The sequence below is a fragment of the Sinorhizobium numidicum genome (assembly GCF_029892045.1).
GTDB lineage: Bacteria > Pseudomonadota > Alphaproteobacteria > Rhizobiales > Rhizobiaceae > Sinorhizobium > Sinorhizobium numidicum.
In genome coordinates, this window is record NZ_CP120367.1 from 1624024 (window position 1) to 1648115 (window position 24092).

A 24092-nucleotide genomic window follows, 5' to 3' on the forward strand; every position below is an offset into this window, starting at 1 on the left:
TGAACCGAAGACCGCGTGTCGCTGAAAGCTCTCGTGCGCTGTCTCGTCGGGCGGTTAGAACTCGCCGGGCTCAGGCGCCTGCAATTCCTCGATCGAATCCACCCGATCCGGATAGAACGCCATGTGGTCCTTGATTTCACGTACCGCCGCATGCGGGTTTTCATAGGTCCAGATGGCGTTCTTCGAGCGCTCGCCACCGTGTGTGATGCTGTAATAGGAAGCATCGCCCTTGTAGGGGCAATGCGTCGCATGATCGGTGCGGGCAAGCAGCGACATGTCGACGTCCTTGCGGGGAATATATTGTACCGGCGGGTAGGACGCCTCGCGCAATGTGAGCGCGTCGCGCGTGTCGGCAACGACGCGGCCGCCGAGCTTGACGACGACGCGCGCTGGATTGTGATCGATGGTGATCGGATGATCGGGCCCAGGAATTTTGATCGGCTTGTCTGACATGAGCGATCGCCTTCGGAAGATTGCACCGTCCTTACATAGGGTCATGCCTCCCGCTTCCAAGGGGCGGCAGTTGGTCACGCACGCCGCACCTGACCTGCGAGTTAATGATCTGCTGGACGATGCTCAGATTGCGTAAAGCTCGATCGGCTTCTCAAAGCCCTTCAGGTGGTATTCCCGGCCCTTGCTTTCGGCGGTTTGGCTCTGCGCCCGCTCGCAAACGGCACTGGTGACGAGAATCCGCCCCGCCTCAGCAACGGACTGGGCGCGAGCGGCAGTATTCACAACCGTTCCAATGGCAGTCAGGTCGCGATGCGATCGGCCGAACTCTCCGAAACTGGCCTCGCCGGAGTCGATGCCGATACCCACGCCGAGTTCACTTCCATCCAGGCCGGCACCTTCAGCCACGTGAAGTTCACGACGCAATTGGCAGCGGCGCTGGATCTCCCGCGCAGCGAGCACAGCCCGTTCGGCATGGTCCTGATGGGGGATCGGAAAGTTGAATATTGCCATGATCGCGTCCCCCACCGTCTTGTTAAGAAGGCCGTCGAATTCCCAAATGGCTGTGGCACATTCATCGTAGAAATCATCCAGCAGCGACGAGACAGTGTCGGCCGAAAGCGACTGCGAAAGCGTCGTATAGCCCCTCAGATCTGCAAAAAGCACAGACACGTCAACGGTGATCTTGCGGGCTTTCATCACGCGTGTGAACATGAGTTCGCAAATCGTGCAGGTGTTCGGATTCATCCGGCTCGGGCGGATGCCAAAGGCGCGGAAGGGAATGGAAGCCGGTCCGCGCAGAGGCACTGGGAGACGCATCTGCTCCCAGCAGCCCTTGCAAATCCTGGATTGAGAAAACGACATGTTGCCGCCGCCCTGTTTGCGTGTCGCTCCGCGATTTTCGCACATCTGGGCCAGAAAATCTCTCGAAAAGCCTGCAGTTGCTTTGCAACTGGAACCGCGTCGTCAGAACATTCCACTCCACGTTGTCGGCTGCAACCGGCCGGTTCCGGCTGCAGAGCCAATGTCCGCTCCGCGGAGGCGCCGCCACCGGCCCCTTGGCTGATGAACCGTATCCATCGGCGAAGCGTGATCATCGGCTCCCGGTCATCGGCATGGCGTGCGGCATTGCCGCCGTCACAGCTCGGTTGGACCTGCTGGTCGCCCTTCGAATGGTTCAGGGCTTCTCCGGCGGCACCCTGCTGGTTGGGGCCCAGCCGATCATTTTTCTCGCCTATCCGCGATCCCATCAGCCAATCCTTCAAGCTCTGTTTGCGATGGGGTCCGTTGTCGCTCCCGCGACGATCGCCCCGGCCCTTCAGGGGTGGTTGCTTGATAGCCAGTCCTGGACATGGATCGTCTTCAGCATTGTTCCGGTGGCCTCGGCGGCTGCCGGACTTCTGCTCCTTCGAAAGACGATGGCGCTCCAGGACTTGATCGATTGGTGCGTCGCCGCGTGCGTAGACTTCGGACGCAATGGTTTCGACATTTCGTGACAGTCCGTACACCCCGACCAGATGCGCATGTGACGCTGAGCAAGGCTGGCCGCCTGTCTGCCCAGCTTCTCCCCAACAGGAGAGGCGTCGAGGAATACCGCGATGCCCCTTCCACGCATCCGGCAACGACATCTCCGGAAGGCCGTCATTTAATCAGTTTCTCTCCGCTTGTGATTGCCTCCCCGACCAAAACGACGCGCATGTTGCAGCCACTCTGAAGACAATTCAGTCGGAGAATGCTGATTTAGAGGCTGCATCGCGCGCGCTCGGTCTATTGGCTCGACGGCGCCAGGAGCGGGCATGCTGACGCTGCTGAAGGCCAGCGGTTAGCCAGCCGTCACATTTATGGGCCGGATGCAAATTGTGGTTAGGCTATGTCCCAGAGATGACTCCATCCGGTATCGTTCCTATGATATGTTTGCGGCTTGTGCTTCCTCCCGGAGGGACACCAAAATGGAAGCTCTTACCGCCTTGGCGCGAAACGGCGTTTTCGCAGCTCTAACCGGTTGCATGCTCCTCTTGTCTCCGGCGGCGGCTGAAGAAGCCGCTGACGTAGCGACCGGGACGCGGCTCGCCGAATTGCTCAGAGCCGCCCGAAGCGTCCTTTCGAATTATCAGTCGCTGATCAACGATCCAGCAGTCGGAGACAAGCACCTCGATGGCGAGCGTTTCACGGCGGAGGCGATTGCCCTCTATGCGAAGCGTACTGGCGGTGACTTGATCTCCAACGATCTGGCGGCGCGCGACCACAAACTGCTTCAGGCACAGGTCGACGCCATGCGTGAGGTCGTCGACGAGCGGCAGGACGACATAAACCGCCCGGGCATTGGGTTTAAGGGCTTTGTCCCGGCCGTTTTCGCGCGTCTGATGAACGAGAAATTCGCCGCCAAAGCGGGAAACGAGGCGCTCGTCCGCGTGACTGCGCCGGAGGTCCTGGTGCGTAACCGCAAGTCGCTGCCCGATACCTGGGAGACACGGGTCATCAATGAAGTCTTCTCGGATCCGCAGAGGCCGAAGGATGACGCCTACACGGAAGTGACGCAGGTGAACGGCCGCCCTGCTTTCCGGATGCTGCTGCCGGAATATTACACGGAGTCGTGTCTTTCCTGTCACGGCGAACCGAAGGGCGAAATCGACGTCACCGGCTATCCGAAAGAGGGGGGCAAAGCGGGCGATCTGGGCGGTGCCATCAGCATCGTCTTGTTCAAATGAGCGCGCTCGGGCAGCAGCAGCGGGCATTCGAGGCGGCCCAGGCGCCGGCCGCGAAGCGCGCCAGCCGGCTCGCCAATCTGCCGATCTCTGCCCGTGTTGCTGCACTGACCGCCGCCGGCCTGATCAGCCTTATCCTGTCGTCGGCCTTTCTCACTCAGGCGCTCTATCGCAGCGCCGAGCGGATGGCCGAAACCAGAGAGCTATTCGACCGCGCAGCATCAGCGGCCGCGGCGCATGTCGCCTTCGGCGATCTGCGATATTGGCTGACCGATCTCTCCGTCAGCCTGCTGATGAATTCGCAGCGCAATGCCGATGAGGCCCGCGAACGCCTGCAGGTCCAGTTAGAACGGCTTGCGAAGGACGAGCCCGAAGCGGTTGAGGAAATCCGCGCAGAGGTCGATGCCTATGTCAAAACGGCGCTGCAGGCAACGGACAGCTATACACAGGACAACCGCATCGTCGGCAACGCCCTGCTGGCAAGGGCACGCACCCACAGCGGCAACGTTGATGCCGATCTCAACAAACTCGTCGAACAGGTAAAGGCCGACGCGGAGGCCGCCCGGAACGAGGTCGTGAAGCAAACGGAGAAGACCGCCACAGCCGCTGCCATCCTGGTGGGCGTCCTGGTCCTGTTGGGCTCTTTTCTCACGCTTCTCGTCTTGCGCTCGATCGTCGGTCCGCTACGGCGTCTCAATCGCGTGATCGGAGATCTGACGGAAGGACGCTACGACGTCGAGATCCCTGACGAGAGCGGCGACGAATTCGGAGCAATGGCGAAGACCCTCTCGCTCTTCCAGCAAAGCGCGATCGAAAAGAAAAGGCTCGAAGACGAGGCAGAGCGGCAGAGGCGGACGATCGCCGCGGCGCTCGAGGCGATTTCGGATGGGTTTGTCCTTTATGATCCGGACGACAGAATCCTGGTCGCCAACAGCAAATATTGCGAAATTTTCCCCAACCACAAGCCAAACGAGCTTCGCGGCAAGAGCTTCCGCGAAATCTTGGAGCACAACCTGGCAAAGGGACAAGTGGACCTCGAAGGCAAATCGCCGGAAGAATGGATCGAGGACCGCCTGCGCCTTCACAGGGATCCTGCGGGCCTGGTCGACGAGAAACGGTTCGGCGACAAGTGGGTCCGCATCACCAAGCGCAAGATTCCCGATGGCGGAACGGTCGCCGTCTACACGGACATCACCGAACTCAAAGAGAGGCAAGTCGAGCTCGAGGGGGCCAAGAGCAACGCGGAGTCGGCAAGCGAGGCCAAGAGTCGTTTTCTCGCTTCGATGAGCCACGAATTGCGCACGCCACTGAACGCGATCATCGGCTACAGCGAGATGCTCATAGAGGAGGCGCGCGACCATGACGGCGAGCTCGTCCCGGACCTTGAAAAAATAGCGTCTGCCGGCCGGCATCTGCTGTCGCTCATCAACGACATCCTCGACCTTTCAAAGATCGAAGCGAACAAGATGGAGATCTTCCTCGAAACCTTCGACGTCGCCGACTTGCTCCGCGACGTGAGCGCTACTGTCGCACCGCTGATGGCGAAGAACCGGAACGAGTTCATTGAGGACATCCAGGGCGATCTTGGCGAGATGCACTCCGACCAGACCAAGCTGCGCCAGAATCTCTTTAACCTGCTCAGCAACGCGGCCAAGTTCACCAATGGCGGCCGGGTAATTCTTTCGGTTCGGCGTGAAAGGCGAGCGGACAGCGATTGGCTTGTGTTCAAGGTATCCGACACCGGGATCGGCATGACGGCAGAACAGCAGGAACGGCTTTTCAATGCCTTCACACAGGCCGACGCTTCCACCACCCGGAACTACGGCGGTACGGGATTGGGCTTGAGCATCACCCGCAGCTTCAGCCGCATGATAGGCGGTGTCGTCAGCGTCGAAAGCCAGGTCGGAAAAGGCTCGGTCTTCACGATGGAAGTGCCGGCACAATGCAGGCGAGAGACCGAAGAACCTCGAACAGCCGAGCCGTCGCCGATCATTCAGCCGGGTCGCACCGCACTCATCATCGACGACGAGCCGGCTGCCCGGAACTTGATCGCAAAAGCCCTCGCGGAAGCGGGACTTGCCTCGATAGAGGCAGCAAGCGGGGCAGAAGGAATAGCCGCCGCTCGGGAGCACCGGCCCGCCGCAATCATTCTCGACATCATCATGCCGCATCAGGACGGCTGGTCGGTGCTGCGCACGTTGAAGAGCGATCCTGAACTGTGCACGATTCCTGTGATCCTTGCGACGATCCTGGCGGATCGCGAACTCGGCCTCTCGCTCGGCGCAGTCGAATATCTGACCAAGCCCATCGACACCGACAAGCTGATCCAGACGATAGAGGCTTGCGGCGGGGGCAACCGCGACGTCCTGGTCATCGACGACGATCAGGCTTCGCGCGAATTCCTCAGGCGCATTCTGGTGAAGAGGAATTGGACGGTCCACGAGGCAGCCGACGGCATTCGCGGTCTCGAACTGATGATGCGGCTTCTGCCGCGCCTCGTCTTGCTCGATCTTCTCATGCCGGAAATGGACGGCTTCCAGACGCTGAGCGAGATGCAGAGGATTCCGGAGCTGCAGAACATTCCGGTCGTGGTGGTCACTTCGAAGGACCTTTCCGCAAACGAATTGAATTGGCTGCGCGACCGGGCGGTCGCCGTCGTAAACAAGGGCGCAAACAGCAGGTCCCAATTGGTCGAGGCCCTCGAGCGCCAGATAGGATCGCGCGAAACGGCCGGTGAGGCCGTCGTCAACAGCTGAAACGCATGACAGGAGGAGAACCGGAAATGACGAGAATCCTTCTGGTGGAAGACAATGAAATGAACCGCGACATGCTTTCGCGGCGGTTGTCTCGGCGCGGCTTCGATGTGCTCATTGCGGAAAATGGCAAGGCCGGGGTCGAGCTCGCCGCTTCGGAAAAGCCGGATCTGATCCTAATGGACATGAGCCTGCCGGTGATGGACGGCTGGGAAGCGACCAGACTGATCAAGGCCAATCCCGTCACATCCAGTATTCCCGTCATCGCGCTGACCGCGCACGCAATGGCGAGCGATCGCGAAATGGCCATCGAGGCCGGCTGCGACGACTATGACAGCAAACCGGTCGACTTGCCGCAGCTTGTCCGAAAAATCGAGCAACTGCTTACGACACGTCACTAAGCGGCCGATGCAAAATGAGTACCGGGAACGAATTTCAGCGCCAGGCCATCGCCGCCCACGTGAAGCAGCGACTGGCCGGCCCGGCACGAGCGATCCTGGGTTTTCAGGAGCTGCTGCTCGAGCAGGCGCGGGATTTCGGTTTGACCTATATGCAGTCCGACCTGGAGCGGATCGGCGCCGCAGCCAGGCAACTGAACGGCCTCATCGATCGGCTGGTCGAGGGCGAGGCCTGTTCTCAGGAAGGGGGGGAAGCCGACGCGGAGGCAAGACTCCGCCACGATCTGCGCACGCCGCTCAACGCTATCATTGGCTATTCGGAAATGATCCTCGAAGATGCAGGGGACTTGCACCAGCACACGCTCAAGGAGGATCTCGGTGTTATGCTTGCGGCGGCCGCCGAGCTTCTGAAGCAGGTCGACGCGATTGCCGGTCTGTCGCGAAGACAAGCCATCGAGACGCTTCAGCCAAAGGATCAAACCGGGATCGACGCAGCGGAGCTTGAACGGCTCCTGTTCAAGGCCGAGAATCACGTATGGTCCAATCAGGGCGGCAAGATTCTCGTCGTGGACGATGTCGCCAGCAATCGTGACCTTCTCTCCCGCCGCCTGCGGCGTGAGGGCCATCACGTCGTCACCGCCGATTCCGGCCTGTCCGCCCTTAAGAGACTGAACGAGGATGAATTCGATCTCATCCTGCTCGACATATTGATGCCGGACATGAACGGCATCGAGATTCTCTCGCGGCTAAAGGCGGATAACCGGTGGCGGCACGTCCCGGTGATCATGATATCGGGTTTAAGCGAAGTCGCGGCGGTGGCCCGGTGCATCGAGGCGGGAGCTGATGACTATCTAACGAAGCCGTTCAATCCGATTCTGCTGCGCGCGCGCATCAACTCCACCCTCGAGAAGAAGCGCTGGCTTGACCGCGAGCACCGCTATCTGCAGCAGATAGAAACAGAGAAGCGGCGTGCCGATTCACTCATTCACGCCATCCTGCCAGACCAGATCGTTGCCCGATTACAGGGCGGCGAAGAGATCATTGCCGATCGCTTCGAAGAGGTTTCCATCCTGTTTGCAGATATCGTCGGCTTCTCGCCGATTGCGGCAAAGCTGCCGCCGTCCGATCTGGTCAGGCGGCTCGATGGGATGTTCAGCAGGTTCGATCTCCTGACTGAGCAGCATCGTGTGGAGAAGATCAAGACTATCGGAGACGCCTATATGGCGGCCTGCGGGATTCCGGAGCCTGCAGCGGATCACGCCGACAGGATCGTGGCGCTCGGGAAGTCCATGTTGCAATCGTTGCGGGATGCGCCCCCCGACCACGACCGCTTTCGGGTCCGCATCGGGATCCATTCAGGGCCGGTCGTTGCCGGGCTGATCGGCCGGCTTCGTTTCGTTTACGACGTGTGGGGAGAAACCGTGAACATTGCGAGCCGCCTGGAATCTCAGGGCGTTGCCGATCGCATACAGATCTCGGAGGCGACAAGACGCGCGCTTCACCGACAGTGGACGCTCGAGCCACGGTGCGCGCTGGATCTGCGGGGCATCGGCACGATCGAGACCTATCTTGTTCGATAGAGCAGGCCGCGCGCTCTTCCCGAGGCGCAACGGCGGCTTTTTTGGTCCAAGGCGGGCCCCTCGCGCATCAGTTGACGTTCTCATTCTGTGCTCAAAAGATCGCCTAATGTCTCGTCTGGCAGTGGCGCTTCCGGGTGCGGTCCTTGACCGCTATCGACCCGGAGCCGTCCTCTGTGATGAATGCGATCAACGTCTTGATTTGGGCCAAAAGCGGAAAAAATGCTGTTTTCAGAGGCGTTGTGTCATCCGCCATTGCGCCACTTTGACGATCCCGCCGGCCGGGTCGGCGCTGCCCTGCGACTGCCTTCCTCGATGCATCAAAATTCCACTTGACATTTTTTATGATGGCCATCATGGATAAATTTACATGATGAGTGTCATCAAAAACAGACGCTGAGGGGCTGAAGTCGACTTCTCTATCTGAAGATTTCCGACCCAAGCGGCACAATGGAGCACTTAATGACAAGTCCTCTCCGCAACGCCGGATCGGTTGCGCGCCATATCGATGCGCCCAATTTCTCCATCAAGGTCGGGGGAACTGCTTTTGCCTATCGAGACCTTGGTCCCCTGGGTGGCGTGCCAGTCATTCTCCTCAACCACTGGGGGGCGGTGCTGGACAATTTCGATCCAAGGATTGTTGATGGCCTCGCCAGCAAACATCGTGTGGTCGCGACCAACTATCGCGGTATTGGCGCGTCGGGCGGAACGGCGCCCGTGACCATCGACGAAATGGCGCGCGACGCGATTGCCCTGATCCGGGCGCTGGGTTTCGAGAAGGTCGATCTGCTCGGCTTTTCCCTCGGGGGCTTTGTGGCGCAGGATGTTGCCCTCAAAGCACCGCACCTCGTGCGAAAACTCATCCTTGCCGGCACTGGTCCGGCGGGCGGCACGGGCATCGACAAGGTGGGGGCGGTGTCCTGGCCCCTTATTGTCAAAGGTCTACTGACACTCCGCGACCCGAAAACCTATCTGTTTTTCACCTCCACGGCCAATGGTCGCCGGGCCGCGAAAGCCTTTCTGAGTCGGCTGAAGGAACGCAAAACGGGTAGAGACAAGGGGCCGACTTCTCGTGCTTTCCTGCGACAGCTCAAGGCGATCACCGCATGGGGACGGCAGGCGCCCCAAGATCTCGGAAGCATCCGGATCCCGGTGCTGATTGCGAATGGTGATCAGGACAAGATGGTTCCGAGCAGCAATACCTACGACCTCGCCCGGCGCATCCCGGGCTCGCAACTCGTGATCTACGAAGACGCCGGGCATGGCGGGATATTCCAGAACCACGCCGATTTCGTGCGGAAATCTCTGTTGTTCCTCGGCGCCTGACGTCGCCACAAAATTTCATATTGGAGAGAACCGATGAAGGCATTCGTTGTCGATAAATACAAAAAGAAAGGCGCCTTGCGCTTGACCAACATGCCGGAGCCGGAGTTGCGGGACAACGACGTCCTGGTTCGCGTTCGTGCGACGGGTGTGAATCTGCTGGACTCCAAGGTAAGAGACGGAGAATTCAAGCTCATTCTGCCCTATCGGCCGCCCTTCGTCCTGGGTCACGACGTGGCCGGAAGCGTCGTCCGGGTGGGTTCGAAAGTCCGGCGATTCAAGACGGGCGACGAGGTCTATGCGCGGCCGCGCGACCACCGGGTCGGGACATTCGCAGAGTTCATTGCGATGAATGAAGCCGACGTGGCGCTGAAACCTAAAAACCTAAACATGGAAGAGGCCGCCTCCATTCCGCTGGTAGGTCTGACCGCATGGCAAGCGCTGGTCGAGATGGGCAAGGTGAAGCCCGGCCAGAAGGTCTTCATTCAGGCCGGCTCCGGTGGAGTGGGGACTTTTGCCATCCAGCTCGCCAAGCATCTCGGCGCGGAAGTTGCGACGACGACGAGCGAGAAGAATGTCGAGCTGGTCAAAAGCCTCGGCGCAGACCTGGTCATCGACTACAAAACGCAGGATTTCGAAAAAGCTCTCTCGGGCTACGATCTCGTCCTGAACAGCCAGGACACCAAGATGCTCGAAAAATCTCTTCGTGTCTTGAAGCCGGGTGGCCGGCTCGTTTCGATCTCGGGTCCGCCAGACCCGGAGTTCGCCAAGGACCTGAGATTGAATCTGTTTCTGAAATTCGTGATACGCCTGCTGAGCCGAGGGGTCCGAAAAAGAGCCAAGAGCCTTGGCATCGGTTACTCGTTCCTATTCATGCGTGCGCAGGGTGAGCACTTGACTGAGATCACGTCGCTGATCGAATCTGGCGTAATCCGTCCAGTGGTCGACAGGATTTTCCCATTTGAGAAGACCGGGGACGCCCTGGCCTATGTGGAGACCGGGCGTGCGAAGGGCAAGGTTGTCATCACAGTGGGGGAATAGATTCCATAATGACCTTACCAGACGTGCGATGCCATATCGCGGCATCGCGGCCTATTGCTGCTTTGGGAACAAGGAGGTCGGAGCGAAGGGGCGGTTCAGAGGCACACCCCTTATGCTGTTTCCGAGATCGCGGCAGTGGATCGGTTCAGCCCGTCATCAATCCATGCTCGGGTCTCCTTTAGTATTTCGTCCGAAAAGTCGGGATCCGTGGTCGCTCGGGCGAGGATCGTCGCTCCGACCATTGCAGCCCAGCTTGCGATGGCCTGGCGGCGTCGGTCGGCCGCATGCGGCCCAGGGAGTTGCTTACTCATCCAATCTAGCTGTGCTCGCACGCCCTCCGTTACCGCCGCGCGGGCCGCTGGTGTCTGGCGAAGGGTGTCGGCGGCAAGCCCTGAAATGGGACAGCCACCAGCCCAATTGTCACGGTGTCGCGGCGACAGATACTCGTCCATGTACGCGCGAAGAGGAAGCGTCGCGCCATTGCGTTTCCCAATGGCGTGACCGAACGCATGGACGATCAAGTCGTCCTTCGAGCTGAAATGACCGTAAAAGCCGCCATGCGTCAGCCCTGCGGCCTTCATAACCTCCGCCACGCCGACTGCCTCGAAACCCTTCTCGCGAAACAACCGGCTCGCGGCTTCCAGGATCCGTTGACGGTTCTCAGCCATCTGTTCTCGGGTGACTTTCATTTTCAAAATTTCTCCACGGGTACCATTGACTTTTTCATGATAGCGATCATCTTAAAGATGCAATCATTATCGTCATCATGAATATAACACTCATTCGAAAGAGAGCAAGCCAATGGCTGAAAATCCTACCGTCCTCATCACCGGCGCATCCTCGGGTATTGGCGCGGCTTATGCAGAACGTTTTGCCCGACGCGGACATGACCTGGTACTGGTCGCACGGAATAAGGCAAGGCTGGAGGCTCTCTCTACACGACTCCGCGACGAAGCTAGCGTGGCGGTCGACATTCTGCAGGCCGATGTCACCAATCTCGACGATCTTGCCGCGGTGGAAACGCGTCTGCGCGACGATCATCGGATCGGGATCCTTGTCAACAATGCCGGCGCCAGCCTGGGAGGAACATTTGTCGATCAGGCAACCAATGATGTCGCTCAACTTATTGCTCTGAACGCGACGGCGGTCGCTCGGCTCGCAAGCGCCGTGGCGCCACGATTCATCGAGTCGGGATCTGGCGCCATCATCAACGTTTCGTCGGTCGTAGGGCTGGCCCCTGAATTTGGAATGTCAGTCTACGGCGCGACCAAGGCGTTCGTGACGTTTCTCTCCCAAGGCCTCAGCCTCGAGCTCGGCCCTAAGGGCGTCTATGTTCAAGCGGTTTTGCCTGCGGCGACGCGAACTGAGCTCTGGGAGCTTGCCGGCATCGACGTCGACACGCTCCCGGCGGTGATGGAAGTGGACGAACTCGTGGATGCTGCGTTGGCCGGCTTCGACAGGCGCGAAACCGTCACTATCCCACCGCTGCACGATGCTGCCCAGTGGGAAGCCTATCACGCTGCGCGGCAAACGATGATCCCTGGGTTTGCGCAGGTCCGTGCAGCCGAACGCTATCGCACCGCCGTTTGACGTCTCCTGCAGGAAGCGTCGTTGGGCACCAACATCTGGCCGTGCCGCAAACACGTCGGCCGGTCCGTGCCCAACTATCGGCGCGAAACTCGAGGCGTAACTGAAATTCAAGAACTTCAGACGAAAGAATCGCTATGACTGACAACGCACTCTTTGAACCCTATGTCCTCGGCGCCCTCACCCTGTCGAACCGTATTGTCATGGCGCCCTTGACCCGCAACAGAGCTGACGCCGGCTTCGTGCCTAGTGATCTCGCCGCAGAATACTACGCGCAGCGCGCAACAGCGGGCCTGATCATATCCGAGGGGTCGCAGATCTCGCAGCAGGGCCAAGGCTACCAGGATACGCCACGCAGGCTCAAATCGACGGGTGGCGGAAGGTGACCGAAGCAGTGCATTCCAAAGGCGGACACATCTTTTTGCAGCTCTGGCATGTGGGGCGTGTTTCGCATGTTGATCTCCAGCCGAACGCGCAAGCCCCGGTCGCGCCCTCCGCGATCAGGGCTGAAACCAAGGTCTTCGTGAACAATGCTTTTGCCGATGTGTCCGAACCTCGCGCGCTCGAACTGGATGAGATCCCTGGCCTGATCGAAGATTTTCGTCGCGCTGCCGCCAATGCAATTGCTGCCGGCTTCGATGGTGTCGAAGTCCATGGCGCCAACGGGTATCTGCTGGAACAGTTTGCCAAGGATGGCTCCAACACGCGCACCGACGCCTATGGTGGCTCAGTCGAAAATCGCGCGCGGATGATACTGGAGGTCACCGCCGCCGTTGCTGCGGAGGTTGGTGCGCAGCGAACGGGGGTCCGAATCTCGCCGGTCAACGGGGTCACCTCGACTGATCCGCAGGCCCAGTTCAACTATATCGCCGAGAAACTCGACCAGATGGGCATTGCGTACCTTCATGTCGTTGAAAATGCGAGAGGCGGGCCGCGCGACGTTGCACACTTCGATTATGCAGCTCTCAGGGCTAAATTCACGAACACGTACATTGCGAACAACGGCTACAATCTCGAACTCGCAACGTCGCGATTGACGACGGGAAGGGCCGACCTCTTTTCTTTCGGACGGCCGTTCATCGCCAATCCTGATCTCGTGGAGAGGCTGAAAACCGCCGCTGCGCTGGCGAATGTCAACGCGGCCACCATTTATGGGGGCGGCGCCGAAGGATATACCGACTATCCCTCCATCGCCGCCTCGAGCCGCGCCTGACACAGCGGGGCCGTGCTGCTGCGCGGCGCGGTGTCAACATGTTGAATGGGAGGGAGGCGGCGGCCTGAGAACGCCCTTGCCTCAGATTTCCGATGGAGGAAAGTCCGCGGGGCGTCGCCTGAACGCTGCGTCTGCAGCGCCACTTGCCGAAAAGGGATCATCATGAGCACACTCGACATCATCCTCGCCCATCCCGTCCGGACTGCGATCGGCGCTTTCAACGGCACGTTGAAAACCATTCCGGCAGCCGAACTTGGAGCAATTGCAGTGCGAGAGACCCTGCGCCGCACCGGTATCGAGGCGGACTTGGTCGGCACTGTGGTCATGGGCAATGTCATCCAAGCGGGAAATCGGATGAACCCGGCGCGGCAGGCTGCGATCGGTGGCGGGCTTCCAGTCGAGGTGCCGGCAATGGCCGTCAATCGGGTCTGCGGCTCGGGCGCGCAGGCGATCCTGAGCGCCGCGCACGAGATCGCGGCGGGTGACAGTAGTGTGGCCATCGCCGGTGGGATGGAGAATATGGACCGCGCGCCCTATCTCATGGACGGCGGGCGCTGGGGTTATCGGATGGGACCAGCCCAGATCCTCGACAGCATGCTGAGCGATGGGCTTAACGACGCTTTCTCCGGCCAGCATTCGGGATGGCACACCGAAGATCTCGTCGAAAAGATGCAGATCACGCGTGCCGATCAGGACGTCTTCGCGGCGCGGTCACAGCAGAGCTTTGCGGCCGCGCGAGATGCCGGTCATTTTGACGCTGAAATGGTCGCGGTCGAGGTAAAAGGCCGTAATGGGACGGAAAGCTTTGTCACCGACGAAGCACCGCGGCCCGATACGACGGTCGAGGCGCTCGCCCGTTTACGCCCAGCCTTTCGGCCCCACGGTACGATCACCGCCGGCAACGCGCCGGGGCTGAACAGCGCGGCAGCAGCGATGGTCGTCGCCGAGCGCGGCTTTGCCGAGGCAAGGGGCATCGCGCCGATGGGCAGGCTTGCCGGTTATGGTGTCGCCGCAGTGGAGCCGGGCATGTTCGGGCTCGGCCCCGTTCCCGCCGTGCGCAAGGCGCTGGCAAGGGCCGGCTGGAGCCTTTCCGACATCGAGCGTATCGAGATCAACGAGGCCTTCGCGGCCGTGCCCATCGCGGTCACCCGCCAACTCGGTCTGCCCGAAGACATCGTCAATGTAGAGGGCGGCGCAATCGCGCATGGCCACCCGATCGGCGCGACAGGCGCCATCCTGACCACGCGGCTCCTGCATGCGATGAAGCGTGAGGGATTGCGCCGCGGGATCGTGACACTCTGCATCGGCGGAGGACAGGGCATTGCACTAGCGCTGGAGGCGCTATAGCCTCGCAAAGCTATGTTTTTTCGAGGCATTGCCGTCTGGCGATCTCGGCCGGCGCGGAGGGGGCCCTGCAATACTAGCCGCGGTCAGGTCAACCGGCGAAGGTGCTCCGGCCTCAGGCGTCGCGGCTAAGGCCAAACACGGCATGATCAGTGGATGTCCTGCTTGTGGCGCAAACTATTCGTTCCGTTAAGGGAGACGAACGACGGCCTTCCACCCTCTTGCGACCCTCAGAGGAACGTGAAAGATCGACCCGAAGCGGTCGCCGGTGCCAGGCAAGGCAACGTCCAGATTTGGCCCAAAGCTGCCCACTTGCACCCTCTTCTTCAGTGTAGGATGAATGAATGCGGTGACTGGCTTAGTCGGTGAACTCGACGGTTGCCCCCGGTTTGACCATCGCCGCCAGTTCCCCTGCGTCCCAATTCGTCAGGCGAACGCATCCGTGTGACTCGGACTTTCCGATAAGGGACGGCTCCGGCGCGCCGTGAATCCCGTAGGTCGGCTTTGACAGATCGATCCAGACGCTTCCCACCGGGTTATTAGGGCCGCCGGGCAGCGTTAAACGCTCTCTGTTGTCACCCTGCTGGAAGTTCACATCCGGGTTGTAGATGTAGGGGGGCATTCGAGCGACCCCTTTGACCTTGTGCGTGCCAGAGGGCGAAGGCGACTCTTCGCTGCCGATCGTGGCGGGATATATGGAAAGCAATGAGCCGTCTTCAGTGAACGCCAGGACCTGCCCCGTTTGCTTGCGCGCCTCGATCCGTTCAGCAGTGCCCAGCTTCGGGGCGCCGGGCATCGCGACCCACACCGTCTCTCCGACGGCAAATGCCGAATCCGGATTGAGGTCCTTGAAAAGATCGATGTCCATATGAAACCGCTCGGACAGCCTCTCGGCGACGCTCGTATATCCGAGGTGCTCCATCTTGGCTTGCTCGGAGTAGTCTTCGGGAATGCTGTCGACGAGACCCTTGGCGTCTGCTTCGGAGATGACATAAGGCTGGATGGCGGCCACATCGTCTGAAAGTCGACCGATAACCTCAGGGTCTAGCTTTCCATCGGCGGAAAGACCTTGCATGGCCTCAAATCCGGCAACCGCTTTGGTGACATTCTCGCCGTAGTGGCCGTCGATCACCCCAGGAGATGAGCCCGCGCGGTCCAGAAGAACCTGGAGACGAACGATGGCGGGCTCTGGTCGAGGCGAGGCGTTGGACGGTCGTTCTGACGGGATGGAGGCGAGCGAAGCATTGTTGATGGCTTCTGCCTGAAGCTCCTGAGCACTGACGGTGCCACAGAGGCCAAATGCCAGTGATGCTGCGAAAAAAGTCATGTTCTTCATGATCATCAAAATCTACAGCGACCAGACTTTGTTCCACCCGCTGGGTTCGGATCGCGTTCCGGAAAGCAGCCGAGCCGGCGGAAGGACGCAGGAGCATCGCCGCGCGACGAGACAGGACATTCCGCCATTACCCGCAACAAGAGGGCGGCGAGATCACGCCGTTGACGGGCCAAAGCACGGCCCCTCAAAAGGCCATCCGGTTGGGCTTAGCCGTCGCGGTGCAAGCATCATTCAGGTCACGTCCGACCCGTGCTTTGCGCCCGGCCATTTTCGACCAGCACAAATCCGCCGTCTTGCGGGTGCATCTGCCGCGAAAGAGCGAAAAAATAAGGTTCCCGATAACCTCGAATCTCCATGAGACCGATTGTCGTGGAATGATTGATCCGGCGAAAGTAATCGATGATCGGTTGACGATCATAGGTCATCGCCGCGCTCTTGACGCCATTGTAGCTCAGTTCTTTCAGCTCTGCTGTGGGGCCGCGGGCCAATAAGAACTGCTGCATGTAAGAGAACACGTTATGCGCGAAAGTCGCGCGCCCGAAACAGGCAAACCGGAGCGCAAGCTTCAGCGGAATTCGCGCCGGATCAACCGCGACAAGCCTTTGGCCACCGGCCCTGAACAGGAGAGGATCGACGCGCCCGTTGCTATGAAATAGCTTGCCATACCAGCCGAGATTCTCCAGTACGCCGTCAAGTGGGTGACCGCTGCGCAAACTCCATCCCTGCCATAAGCCGGGCATTTCCGCGACAGGCAGCGGCAACTGCTGCGCAAATATGCGTCTGCCATAGGCCTCGTCGCGGGATGTTTTTAGCCATTCCGACAACCAAGCCGGCCATTCCGGCCGTCGCTGGCGACCGTCGTCACTCATGTACTCTCCAACCGCGGAAGGCGACCATTGTTTCGGGGCAGGCATGACGCCGTACGTTCGCGACAGCGCTGCTCCCGGCCTTCTGCATGATCACGCCCAATGAGGCGGAATGCCATAGTAGTTATAGACGCGACGGCCGCTCTCAGGACTCCAGCCCAAGTCTCGGCCTGCAGGATGTCTTGGAGCTCCTTCAACCTCTTCCTTCGTGACGCTCATCCCGAAAGCCGCCAGACATCGATAGTGATAATGTGGACGTATTCCACAAAACAGCGTTTATAAACGAGAGACATACATTATTATACTACATAGACGTCGGATTCTTGCTGTTCTGCGGCCTACAAGATCCTTCCTCAACGCCTTAATCTAGCCGAAGCTCGCCACACCTGCCCGAAGAGCTTGACCCATTGCATCCCCGTGTCATCCTGCTGTTATGATCAGCGGTGTGCTCTTGGATCTTGCCGGTGTCATCTATGACGGCGAAGAAGCTGTGCCAGGCGCAACGGAAGCAGTTGCGCGCCTGCACGATGCGGGTCTTCCCGTCCGCTTTGTGAGCAACACGACACGCTCCGACAAGCAGACCATTCTTGAACGCCTCTCCAGGCTCGGCGTCTCAGTTGCGAGCGACGAACTGTTCACTCCGGCCGAGGCGGCTCGCAACTGGCTTCTAGAGCACGACCGATCGCCACACCTTTTGGTTCATCCTGGCCTGTTAACTGAATTTGATGGCCTTGACGGCAGCCGCCGAAAGGCTGTCGTCGTTGGTGATGCAGGCGACGTATTTAACTATGAAACGCTGAATGCGGCGTTCCGGCAGCTCCTCGGGGGTGCTGAACTACTGGCACTCGCCCCGAACCGGACTTTCAAGGATACGGACGGAAAACTCAGCCTCGATGCGGGAGCATTCGTCGCGGCGCTGGAATTCGCGGGTCAGAAAGACGCAATCGTTCTTGGAAAGCCGGCGCCGGAATTCTTCTGTGCCACGCTCGCTACAATCAATTGCGCAGCAAGAGAGGCCGTGATGGTCGGGGACGATGCGGAAACGGACGTCGCGGGAGCTTTGAGGGCCGGCCTTGGCCATGCACTGCTCGTGCGCACGGGAAAGTATCGCGAAGGCGACGAAAACCGTTTCGAACCGGCACCAACGGCGACGGTGGGCGATATCTCAGCCGCTGTTGGCTGGATTCTTGCAAGGCGCAGCGACGCACGATGAAACTGCCGCCCACCTGAAGGGGGTGATGGCGCCGAAGCTTGGCCGGCGCCATCAGTGGGAGGATTTTTAAGCTACCTTGGCGACTTTCGTCGGAACGGTCGAGATCGTCTTCAGGATCTGAGAAGCGATCTGGTAGGGGTCGCCCTGAGAGTTCGGGCGGCGATCTTCGAGGTAACCGCGGTAACCATTATTGACGAAGCTGTGCGGTACGCGGATCGACGCGCCGCGGTCGGCAACGCCATAGCTAAACTTGTTCCACGGCGCAGTCTCATGCTTGCCCGTCAGGCGCATGTGGTTGTCCGGGCCGTAGACGTTGATGTGGTCGTGCAGGTTCTTCTCGAAGGCAGCCATCAGCTCTTCGAAATACTCCTTGCCGCCGACTTCGCGCAGATAGGCGGTCGAGAAGTTGGCGTGCATGCCCGAGCCGTTCCAGTCGGTGTCGCCGAGCGGCTTGCAGTGGAACTCGATATCGATGCCGTACTTCTCGGTCAGGCGCTGCAGTAGGTAACGAGCCATCCAGACCTCGTCGGCCGCCTTCTTGGAGCCCTTACCGAAAACCTGGAACTCCCACTGACCCTTGGCCACTTCGGCGTTGATGCCCTCGTGGTTGATGCCGGCGGCGAGGCAGATATCGAGGTGCTCTTCGACGATCTGGCGGGCGACAGCGCCGACGTTCTTATAGCCAACGCCGGTGTAGTACGGACCCTGCGGTGCCGGGTAACCTGATTCCGGGAAGCCGAGCGGACGCCCATCTTTGTAGAAGAAATATTCCTGCTCGAAGCCGAACCAGGCGCCTTCGTCGTCGAGGATCGTTGCGCGGGTGTTCGACGGGTGCGGCGTTTTGCCGTCCGGCATCATCACTTCGCACATGACCAGGACGCCGTTCGTGCGGGCCGGGTCCGGATAAACCGCAACGGGCTTCAACACGCAGTCGGAGCTGCGGCCTTCTGCCTGCATCGTCGAGCTTCCGTCAAAGCCCCAGAGCGGCAGTTGTTCGAGCGTCGGAAAAGCATCGAATTCCTTGATCTGCGTTTTTCCGCGGAGATTTGGGGTCGGCGTGTAGCCATCGAGCCAAATGTACTCGAGCTTATACTTTGTCATTCGCGAATCTCTCTAACGTGGTGCTGCGAGGTTTGAGCAAATCCTGAAGCGGCTTTGACGCGAAAACGCGCTCGACCACCAGGGATCGAACCTTTCAAGCATCAAGCGTGCCAATTCGCTGGCTGGCAGGACTCTTTTTCGAACGCGGGGAGTATGCGGTCCGGTTCTCTTCGTCGCCGAAACCGGTGGACGTGCTCAAAAACTTCGCCCGTCCGAACCGCACTGGTGGTTCAGGCCTTCGACACGGCGTTGATTTTGCTATGCATCCCGCTCCGCCCTCCTGCCAAGGCGAGCTCACCGGCAGCCACGAAACAGGTCGAAGATGGTGATTGCCTAAAAATTTGCACCGAGGCACTCACTGCGGAGCAAAAAGAGGGTGAATGCTCGCGATTCCGGCATTCATTTGATCGTATTTTCGGCATTTCGCGTAAATGATGTGCAAAATCGCGCGCGCTGCACTATCTTTCCGGGTAGAACTCACGGGAGACCACAGATGGCCACGAGTTTTTACCGCAAGTCGGCTGAGATCTATCAGTTCCCCGCACGGCCTGCGAGGAAGGTCGAGGAACGTCGCGGCGAAGCCTCCGCAAAAGCAGATCTCACTACGTCAGATGTGTGCGAGGCTGCTGACGGCTGCTGGTATCACGAAGAAGCAGTTCGAGCGGAAACGAGCACAACCCACTGAATCCGTAGCGAGCCACTCCCTGGACGTTCTCGTGTAGGCGTGCGACAGCCTCCTTGCGCCATCCCCTCATCGGCGGCCGCCGACCTCGTCGATGTGGTTGAGCATGTCGGCCGGATCCTCGTAAATTCGAAACGCGCCTGCCTGCCGCAACTCTTCAAGCCCATAGCCGCCGCTTAGAAGGCCTACTCCAAGCGCCCGGCAGCGCACCGCAGCCAGCATGTCCCAGATACTGTCGCCGACGACCACCGCCGTTTCGATTGGAGCGCCGAGCTGCTTGGCAGCGGCGACGAAGAGGTCCGGATCTGGCTTGGCATATTTCACCAGATCCCGCGTGACGACAGGGATTACCGCCGGATCGACGTTAAGTGCCGCAAGATTGACCGCGGCGGTTTCCATTCGCCCGCTTGTGGCGATCGCCCAGGAAATCTTGGCGTCAGTGAGCCACGACAAGAGCTCGCGCGCGCCTGGCAGCGGCCTGATGCGGTCGGCCTGACGCCGATAGGCGGCGGCATGACATTGGCGCAGACGATCCACGCGCTCGGCACTGATGTCCACCCCCGTCTCACGTAACAACTGGTTGGTAAAAAGGCCGCCGCTCATGCCGATCTTGCGATGGATGCGCCAGACCGACAGATCGATGCCCTCCTCGTCCAGCGCTTCCTTCCAGGCAAGGACATGCTGGTAGACACTGTCGACGAGAGTGCCATCCAGATCGAACAGGAAAACTGGTTCAATGCGCATGCTGTTTCTCCTGCTTTTCAGTGGTGCGGTTCGTTGCAGATATGGGGCGGTGTTCCGACAAGAACAGGGCGACCGGCCACGCCATCAGTCCGCGAGCCTATTCACGCCTTAGAAAATGCAGGTTGCCGGAAAGGTCGGAAACGACGAGCTGTTCACCGTTCCAGACAAGGACAGATACCGGCCGCGTCAGGCCGTCGAGGATGATCCGGCGCCGGCCCGTCATTGCCTCGAACTTGAGCAAGCGGCCGGTCGCCTTGCGGAAACCTTGGCTCTGATCGTAGGTCCCGTGTTCGAGGACGAGCATCTCCCCGTCACTATCGAAGGCGATGGCAACGGGCGCATTCAGGTCTTGCACGTCGGCTCGCGGCTCTGATGCGCCGCCCGCCTCGGAGATCGACACGATCTTTCCGGCACCGCGGAGGAAAGGAAAGCCTCCGAAAAGCGCGATGTAGAGGCGGCCGTTTCGAAGAGCAATACCGGTCGGTACGGCGTCAATGTCAACGCTGCCGCCTTCCTTGAACTCGGTTGGCGAGAGGCGCCGCATCGCTTCAGGCGCCTGCTCAATTCGGCGGAAGGTCAGGATCGTTTTCTTCCGCCCATCCGCCTGCACGTGCTCGATCGTGTTTCGCGCCGAGTCGACCACGTAGAAGCCTCCACCGGTCGCGACGAAATCGAACGGGTTCCAGAAATCGTCGCTAATGACACGGCTGTCAGCGCCGTCGATCACAACCAGCGCGTGGTCCAGCGGGCTTTCGTCGGAATTGACGGGCGTCCAGCCCTGAGCCGCAACGAGCATGCCGTCGACGCGCACGACACGATAGGGGCCCGTCGGATCGCCGATCACGTCACGGCCATGGGGAAAGATCGGGCCGAAGGCGATGAGCCTGCCCTCTGCGCCGCGTCGGTAGAGACGCCCGCTTGCGAGATCGGTGACAAGCAGGGTGTCGCCGTCGCGCGAAAGCCCCGCGAAGGCAGCGCCCGGCAAGCTGATGGTCTCGAGCTTGTAACCAGAGGAGACCACCGGCTCGGCGCGGGCGAGCGACGAAGCCATGAAGATGAGCGCTACGGTCAGGGCGCGGAACGGACGCATCGGAACCCGCCATTGGCTGCAAAACGGAATTCAGGATCATAGGCGAGACGATAGGTCGTCCTAAGATGGCCCGGGTCACTGTTCCAGGAGCCGCCGCGAAGCACACGATACGGACCAACACTGTTTGTTGCCGCGCTGCCGTAGGGCGCATAGAGGTCGCTCGTCCATTCCCAGACATTGCCGAGGAGGTTGAGAACGCCCTCCTTGCTTGCGCCGTCCGCGAAGGAGTCCGCCGGCGCCGTCATCGGGTACCCGTCGCGCGAATCTCCAGAGCAACAAATGTCTGCTCCGGAATTCGCCGGTACGCGCGCTCCCGACGCGTTGCCCCATGGAAACGCGTGCCCCCGCGTCCCTCGCGCCGCCCTTTCATATTGCTGCTCGGACGGTAGAGCGAGGCCATAGTGACGGCAGAAGGCATCGGCATCTCCCCAGCTGACACCGACGACCGGCCGATCATCCAACCCGAAGATCGGATGATTAGCGTAGAAAGCCGGCCGATGACCGGCTGCCTCTACGAAGCGAGCATATTGCCCGTTGGTGATCTCGGTGCGGTTGATCGCAAATGCCCTACCCTGCAGCAGACGGCGTGGACGCTCGTTTTCCGGGCCGTCGTCACGACCGAAAACGAACGGCCCGGCCGGGATTTCGATAAGCGGATTGCCGGCGATCGGGCCATTATCGGCGGCGGCAGCCGAAGTTGTCCCGGCCAACACGACTACCGCCGCCCAAACGTCAGAAATCCACACGACGCTCGCTCTCCGCATCGAACAGGAACACGCGGTCGCTCGCGATCTTGACGCCGACCCGCTGGTCAATCTGGCCAGTGAAATTCTTGTCGGCACGCAAGGTCATAAGCTGGCCGCCCAACTGCAGGCTCACCAGCGTGTTCTCGCCGGTGAGTTCCACCGAATAGATTGGCGCGACGAGATTGACGTCGGGGTCGTCAGAGCCCGCTACATGGACGTCTTCCGCGCGCACGCCAAGCATGGCGCGCGAGAGATCCGTGCGGCCGAGGCCGCCTATCCTGAGGCCGGAGCTAGCAAAGATGCCGTTCTTCACGTCTCCCGGAATGAGGTTCATCGGCGGCGAACCGATAAATCCGGCAACGAAGAGCGTGCGCGGATCGTTGTAGATTTCCCGTGGTGTTCCGAGTTGCTCGATAACACCCTTGTTCATCACTGCGACCCGGTGGGCGAGCGTCATCGCCTCGATCTGGTCGTGCGTCACGTAGATCGTCGTGACCTGCAATTCGTGTTGAAGGTGCTTCAATTCCGCGCGCATTTGCGTGCGCAGCTTGGCGTCGAGATTGGAGAGCGGCTCGTCCATCAGAAAAACACGGGGTGTGCGGACGATGGCACGGGCAAGCGCTACGCGTTGGCGCTGGCCGCCCGAGAGTTCCTTCGGCAAGCGCGACAGGAGGCCATCAAGCTCGACGCGCCGGGCGACCTCAGTGATCCGACGCTTGTATTCGTCAGGCGGCACTTTGCGGATCTTCAGCGGATAACCGATATTGTCCTCGACCGTCAGGTGCGGATAGAGCGCGTAGGACTGGAAGACCATGGCAACGTCGCGATATTTCGGCAGCACGCCGTTGATGCGGTCGTCGTTGATGTAGATGTCGCCCGAGGTTGCCTCCTCCAGGCCTGCCACCATGCGCATGGTCGTCGTCTTGCCGCAACCCGACGGGCCGAGCAGGACGAGAAATTCCTTGTCGCGAACATCGAGGTTGAAATTGGCGACTGCGACAAATTCGCCGAACTTCTTCGAGACATTGCTGAAGGTCACCGACGCCATCGCCTCACCCCTTGACGGCACCGAGGGACAGGCCCCGGACGAGATGCTTCTGGACCATGAAGGCGAAGATGACGATCGGCACGCAGGCCATGAAACCCGCAGCGCTGATTTCACCCCAATAGGTGCTGTATTGTGTCACTCGCCCGGCAATGCCGATCGGCAGCGTCTGTGACTGTTCGGTAAGCGTGATGATGAGGGACAGCAGGAACTCGTTCCAGGAGATGATCAGGCAGAAGATCGCCGTTGCCGCAAGCCCCGGCCGGGCAAGCGGCAGCGCTACATGCAGGAAAGCGCCCCAGCGCGTATCGCCGTCGACGATCGCCGCCTCTTCCAGTTCGACCGGCAGGTCCTGGAAATAGCTCTTCATCATCCAGGTCGCGAACGGCAGGTTGAAGGCCGTGTAGGCGATGATCAGCGCCGACTTGGTGTTGAGCATGTCGAAGTAATTGAAGAACAGGTAGAGCGGTATGATGCTGACGATCGGCGGCATCATCCGCGTCGAAAGAATCCAGAACGAAATTTGCTTGCGCCATTGCCAGGGATAGCTGAACCGCGCCAGCGCATAGCCGGCCATTGTTCCGAAGATCACGGAGATGGTCGTCGTCCCGACCGCAACCAGGAAGCTGTTCAACGCATAGCGCAGGAACGGCCGCTGGATGAACGCTTCGTCATAGTGCTTCAGCGTTGGATTTCGCGGCACCCATTCGGGCGGCACCGCGAAGATGTCTATATCGAACTTGAACGAGTTCGCCGCAATCCAATAGACAGGGAATAGCGTTAGGACCAGCGCGACGAAGATCGTCAGATAAGCGGACAGGCGGAGAACCGTCTCCCTTGTGCGGCTGCGTGTTACTATGGTCGTTGCCATCGGCATA

21 protein-coding genes and 3 pseudogenes are annotated in these 24092 nt (G+C 60.1%); 12 read left to right on the forward strand and 12 right to left on the reverse strand.

The annotated features are described in order from the left end of the window. Positions 1-54: 54 nt before the first annotated feature. On the reverse strand, positions 55-453 hold the full coding sequence (locus PYH37_RS07755; protein ID WP_280730850.1) for a DUF427 domain-containing protein: 399 nt from the start codon (positions 451-453) through the stop codon (positions 55-57). A gap of 123 nt (positions 454-576) precedes the next feature. Then, positions 577-1269 (reverse strand): adenylate/guanylate cyclase domain-containing protein, encoded by a 693-nt coding sequence (locus PYH37_RS07760; RefSeq protein WP_425336048.1) that lies wholly within the window; start codon positions 1267-1269, stop codon positions 577-579. A gap of 234 nt (positions 1270-1503) precedes the next feature. On the opposite strand from PYH37_RS07760, the pseudogene PYH37_RS07765 reads away from it, so the two are divergent. The 7 genes and pseudogenes from PYH37_RS07765 to PYH37_RS07795 form a co-directional block, all read left to right on the forward strand. Continuing rightward, a pseudogene (locus tag PYH37_RS07765) lies at positions 1504-1859 on the forward strand (MFS transporter); the annotation flags it as partial. 540 nt (positions 1860-2399) lie between these two features. After that, complete coding sequence (locus tag PYH37_RS07770; RefSeq protein ID WP_280730852.1) at positions 2400-3158, forward strand: Tll0287-like domain-containing protein; 759 nt, start codon at positions 2400-2402, stop codon at positions 3156-3158. Further along, positions 3155-5911 (forward strand): ATP-binding response regulator, encoded by a 2757-nt coding sequence (locus PYH37_RS07775; protein WP_280730853.1) that lies wholly within the window; start codon positions 3155-3157, stop codon positions 5909-5911. Before PYH37_RS07770 ends, PYH37_RS07775 begins: the two co-directional genes overlap by 4 nt. A 26-nt stretch (positions 5912-5937) precedes the next feature. After that, on the forward strand, positions 5938-6309 hold the full coding sequence (locus tag PYH37_RS07780; protein ID WP_280730854.1) for a response regulator: 372 nt from the start codon (positions 5938-5940) through the stop codon (positions 6307-6309). A 14-nt stretch (positions 6310-6323) separates the two neighbouring features. Further along, the gene (locus tag PYH37_RS07785; protein WP_280730855.1) at positions 6324-7886 is read left to right on the forward strand and encodes an adenylate/guanylate cyclase domain-containing protein; all 1563 of its coding nucleotides are present in this window, start codon (positions 6324-6326) and stop codon (positions 7884-7886) included. A gap of 459 nt (positions 7887-8345) precedes the next feature. After that, positions 8346-9209 (forward strand): alpha/beta fold hydrolase, encoded by an 864-nt coding sequence (locus PYH37_RS07790; RefSeq protein WP_280736675.1) that lies wholly within the window; start codon positions 8346-8348, stop codon positions 9207-9209. 33 nt (positions 9210-9242) lie between these two features. Further along, positions 9243-10247, forward strand: a complete 1005-nt coding sequence (locus PYH37_RS07795) for an NADP-dependent oxidoreductase (protein ID WP_280730857.1) — start codon at positions 9243-9245, stop codon at positions 10245-10247. Between the two features lie 110 nt (positions 10248-10357). Here the strand turns inward: PYH37_RS07795 and PYH37_RS07800 are convergent, their stop codons facing one another. Beyond that, positions 10358-10936 carry a TetR/AcrR family transcriptional regulator gene (locus PYH37_RS07800; protein WP_280730858.1) on the reverse strand — a complete coding sequence of 193 codons (579 nt, stop codon included), beginning with the start codon at positions 10934-10936 and terminating at the stop codon, positions 10358-10360. 112 nt (positions 10937-11048) lie between these two features. Here PYH37_RS07800 and PYH37_RS07805 point away from each other — a divergent pair, with 112 nt between their 5' ends. From PYH37_RS07805 to PYH37_RS07815, 3 genes and pseudogenes are all read left to right on the forward strand, one after another. Then, entirely contained in the window at positions 11049-11837 is a 789-nt protein-coding gene (locus tag PYH37_RS07805) for an SDR family NAD(P)-dependent oxidoreductase (protein ID WP_280730859.1), read from the forward strand. Between the two features lie 134 nt (positions 11838-11971). Next, positions 11972-13047, forward strand: a pseudogene (locus PYH37_RS07810) (alkene reductase). A 162-nt stretch (positions 13048-13209) separates the two neighbouring features. Continuing rightward, positions 13210-14394 carry a thiolase family protein gene (locus PYH37_RS07815; protein ID WP_280730860.1) on the forward strand — a complete coding sequence of 395 codons (1185 nt, stop codon included), beginning with the start codon at positions 13210-13212 and terminating at the stop codon, positions 14392-14394. Positions 14395-14749: 355 nt separating this feature from the next. Here PYH37_RS07815 and PYH37_RS07820 read toward each other — a convergent pair whose 3' ends face one another. The 3 genes and pseudogenes from PYH37_RS07820 to PYH37_RS32400 form a co-directional block, all read right to left on the reverse strand. Further along, the gene (locus tag PYH37_RS07820) at positions 14750-15733 is read right to left on the reverse strand and encodes a L,D-transpeptidase family protein (protein WP_280730861.1); all 984 of its coding nucleotides are present in this window, start codon (positions 15731-15733) and stop codon (positions 14750-14752) included. 230 nt (positions 15734-15963) lie between these two features. Beyond that, positions 15964-16596 (reverse strand): DUF4334 domain-containing protein, encoded by a 633-nt coding sequence (locus PYH37_RS07825; RefSeq protein ID WP_280736676.1) that lies wholly within the window; start codon positions 16594-16596, stop codon positions 15964-15966. Between the two features lie 90 nt (positions 16597-16686). Next, positions 16687-16809, reverse strand: a pseudogene (locus PYH37_RS32400) (PRC-barrel domain-containing protein); the annotation flags it as partial. 217 nt (positions 16810-17026) lie between these two features. Between PYH37_RS32400 and PYH37_RS07830 the strand changes: the two are divergent. Further along, positions 17027-17806, forward strand: coding sequence for a TIGR01458 family HAD-type hydrolase (locus PYH37_RS07830; protein ID WP_280730863.1), 780 nt, complete (start codon positions 17027-17029; stop codon positions 17804-17806). Positions 17807-17872: 66 nt separating this feature from the next. On the opposite strand, the gene PYH37_RS07835 is transcribed toward PYH37_RS07830, so the two are convergent. Beyond that, on the reverse strand, positions 17873-18907 hold the full coding sequence (locus PYH37_RS07835; protein WP_280730864.1) for a glutamine synthetase beta-grasp domain-containing protein: 1035 nt from the start codon (positions 18905-18907) through the stop codon (positions 17873-17875). A gap of 493 nt (positions 18908-19400) precedes the next feature. On the opposite strand from PYH37_RS07835, the gene PYH37_RS07840 reads away from it, so the two are divergent. Next, the gene (locus PYH37_RS07840) at positions 19401-19592 is read left to right on the forward strand and encodes a DUF2735 domain-containing protein (RefSeq protein ID WP_280730865.1); all 192 of its coding nucleotides are present in this window, start codon (positions 19401-19403) and stop codon (positions 19590-19592) included. 66 nt (positions 19593-19658) lie between these two features. Here PYH37_RS07840 and PYH37_RS07845 read toward each other — a convergent pair whose 3' ends face one another. From PYH37_RS07845 to PYH37_RS07865, 5 genes are all read right to left on the reverse strand, one after another. Next, a complete protein-coding gene (locus PYH37_RS07845; RefSeq protein WP_280730866.1) occupies positions 19659-20333 on the reverse strand; it encodes an HAD family hydrolase in 675 nt (224 codons plus the stop codon). A 97-nt stretch (positions 20334-20430) separates the two neighbouring features. Continuing rightward, positions 20431-21423, reverse strand: coding sequence for a ScyD/ScyE family protein (locus tag PYH37_RS07850; protein ID WP_280730867.1), 993 nt, complete (start codon positions 21421-21423; stop codon positions 20431-20433). Further along, complete coding sequence (locus PYH37_RS07855) at positions 21402-22169, reverse strand: formylglycine-generating enzyme family protein (protein ID WP_280730868.1); 768 nt, start codon at positions 22167-22169, stop codon at positions 21402-21404. Before PYH37_RS07855 ends, PYH37_RS07850 begins: the two co-directional genes overlap by 22 nt. Next, the gene (locus tag PYH37_RS07860; RefSeq protein ID WP_280730869.1) at positions 22156-23217 is read right to left on the reverse strand and encodes an ABC transporter ATP-binding protein; all 1062 of its coding nucleotides are present in this window, start codon (positions 23215-23217) and stop codon (positions 22156-22158) included. The genes PYH37_RS07855 and PYH37_RS07860 overlap by 14 nt, the downstream gene beginning before the upstream one ends. A gap of 4 nt (positions 23218-23221) precedes the next feature. Beyond that, entirely contained in the window at positions 23222-24091 is an 870-nt protein-coding gene (locus PYH37_RS07865; protein ID WP_425336049.1) for a carbohydrate ABC transporter permease, read from the reverse strand. Position 24092 lies beyond the last annotated feature (1 nt).

Bases quoted from the DNA above. Each gene is read 5' to 3' on its own strand.
- PYH37_RS07860 (WP_280730869.1), bottom strand. From the start codon at position 23,217: ATGGCGTCGGTGACCTTCAGCAATGTCTCGAAGAAGTTCGGCGAATTT.
- PYH37_RS07845 (WP_280730866.1), bottom strand. From the start codon at position 20,333: ATGCGCATTGAACCAGTTTTCCTGTTCGATCTGGATGGCACTCTCGTC.
- PYH37_RS07805 (WP_280730859.1), top strand. From the start codon at position 11,049: ATGGCTGAAAATCCTACCGTCCTCATCACCGGCGCATCCTCGGGTATT.
- PYH37_RS07825 (WP_280736676.1), bottom strand. From the start codon at position 16,596: ATGAGTGACGACGGTCGCCAGCGACGGCCGGAATGGCCGGCTTGGTTG.
- PYH37_RS07770 (WP_280730852.1), top strand. From the start codon at position 2,400: ATGGAAGCTCTTACCGCCTTGGCGCGAAACGGCGTTTTCGCAGCTCTA.
- PYH37_RS07815 (WP_280730860.1), top strand. From the start codon at position 13,210: ATGAGCACACTCGACATCATCCTCGCCCATCCCGTCCGGACTGCGATC.
- PYH37_RS07760 (WP_425336048.1), bottom strand. From the start codon at position 1,269: ATGCGTCTCCCAGTGCCTCTGCGCGGACCGGCTTCCATTCCCTTCCGC.
- PYH37_RS07850 (WP_280730867.1), bottom strand. From the start codon at position 21,423: ATGCGTCCGTTCCGCGCCCTGACCGTAGCGCTCATCTTCATGGCTTCG.
- PYH37_RS07835 (WP_280730864.1), bottom strand. From the start codon at position 18,907: ATGACAAAGTATAAGCTCGAGTACATTTGGCTCGATGGCTACACGCCG.
- PYH37_RS07830 (WP_280730863.1), top strand. From the start codon at position 17,027: ATGATCAGCGGTGTGCTCTTGGATCTTGCCGGTGTCATCTATGACGGC.
- PYH37_RS07865 (WP_425336049.1), bottom strand. From the start codon at position 24,091: ATGCCGATGGCAACGACCATAGTAACACGCAGCCGCACAAGGGAGACG.
- PYH37_RS07795 (WP_280730857.1), top strand. From the start codon at position 9,243: ATGAAGGCATTCGTTGTCGATAAATACAAAAAGAAAGGCGCCTTGCGC.
- PYH37_RS07820 (WP_280730861.1), bottom strand. From the start codon at position 15,733: ATGATCATGAAGAACATGACTTTTTTCGCAGCATCACTGGCATTTGGC.
- PYH37_RS07790 (WP_280736675.1), top strand. From the start codon at position 8,346: ATGACAAGTCCTCTCCGCAACGCCGGATCGGTTGCGCGCCATATCGAT.
- PYH37_RS07780 (WP_280730854.1), top strand. From the start codon at position 5,938: ATGACGAGAATCCTTCTGGTGGAAGACAATGAAATGAACCGCGACATG.
- PYH37_RS07775 (WP_280730853.1), top strand. From the start codon at position 3,155: ATGAGCGCGCTCGGGCAGCAGCAGCGGGCATTCGAGGCGGCCCAGGCG.
- PYH37_RS07785 (WP_280730855.1), top strand. From the start codon at position 6,324: ATGAGTACCGGGAACGAATTTCAGCGCCAGGCCATCGCCGCCCACGTG.
- PYH37_RS07840 (WP_280730865.1), top strand. From the start codon at position 19,401: ATGGCCACGAGTTTTTACCGCAAGTCGGCTGAGATCTATCAGTTCCCC.
- PYH37_RS07800 (WP_280730858.1), bottom strand. From the start codon at position 10,936: ATGAAAGTCACCCGAGAACAGATGGCTGAGAACCGTCAACGGATCCTG.
- PYH37_RS07755 (WP_280730850.1), bottom strand. From the start codon at position 453: ATGTCAGACAAGCCGATCAAAATTCCTGGGCCCGATCATCCGATCACC.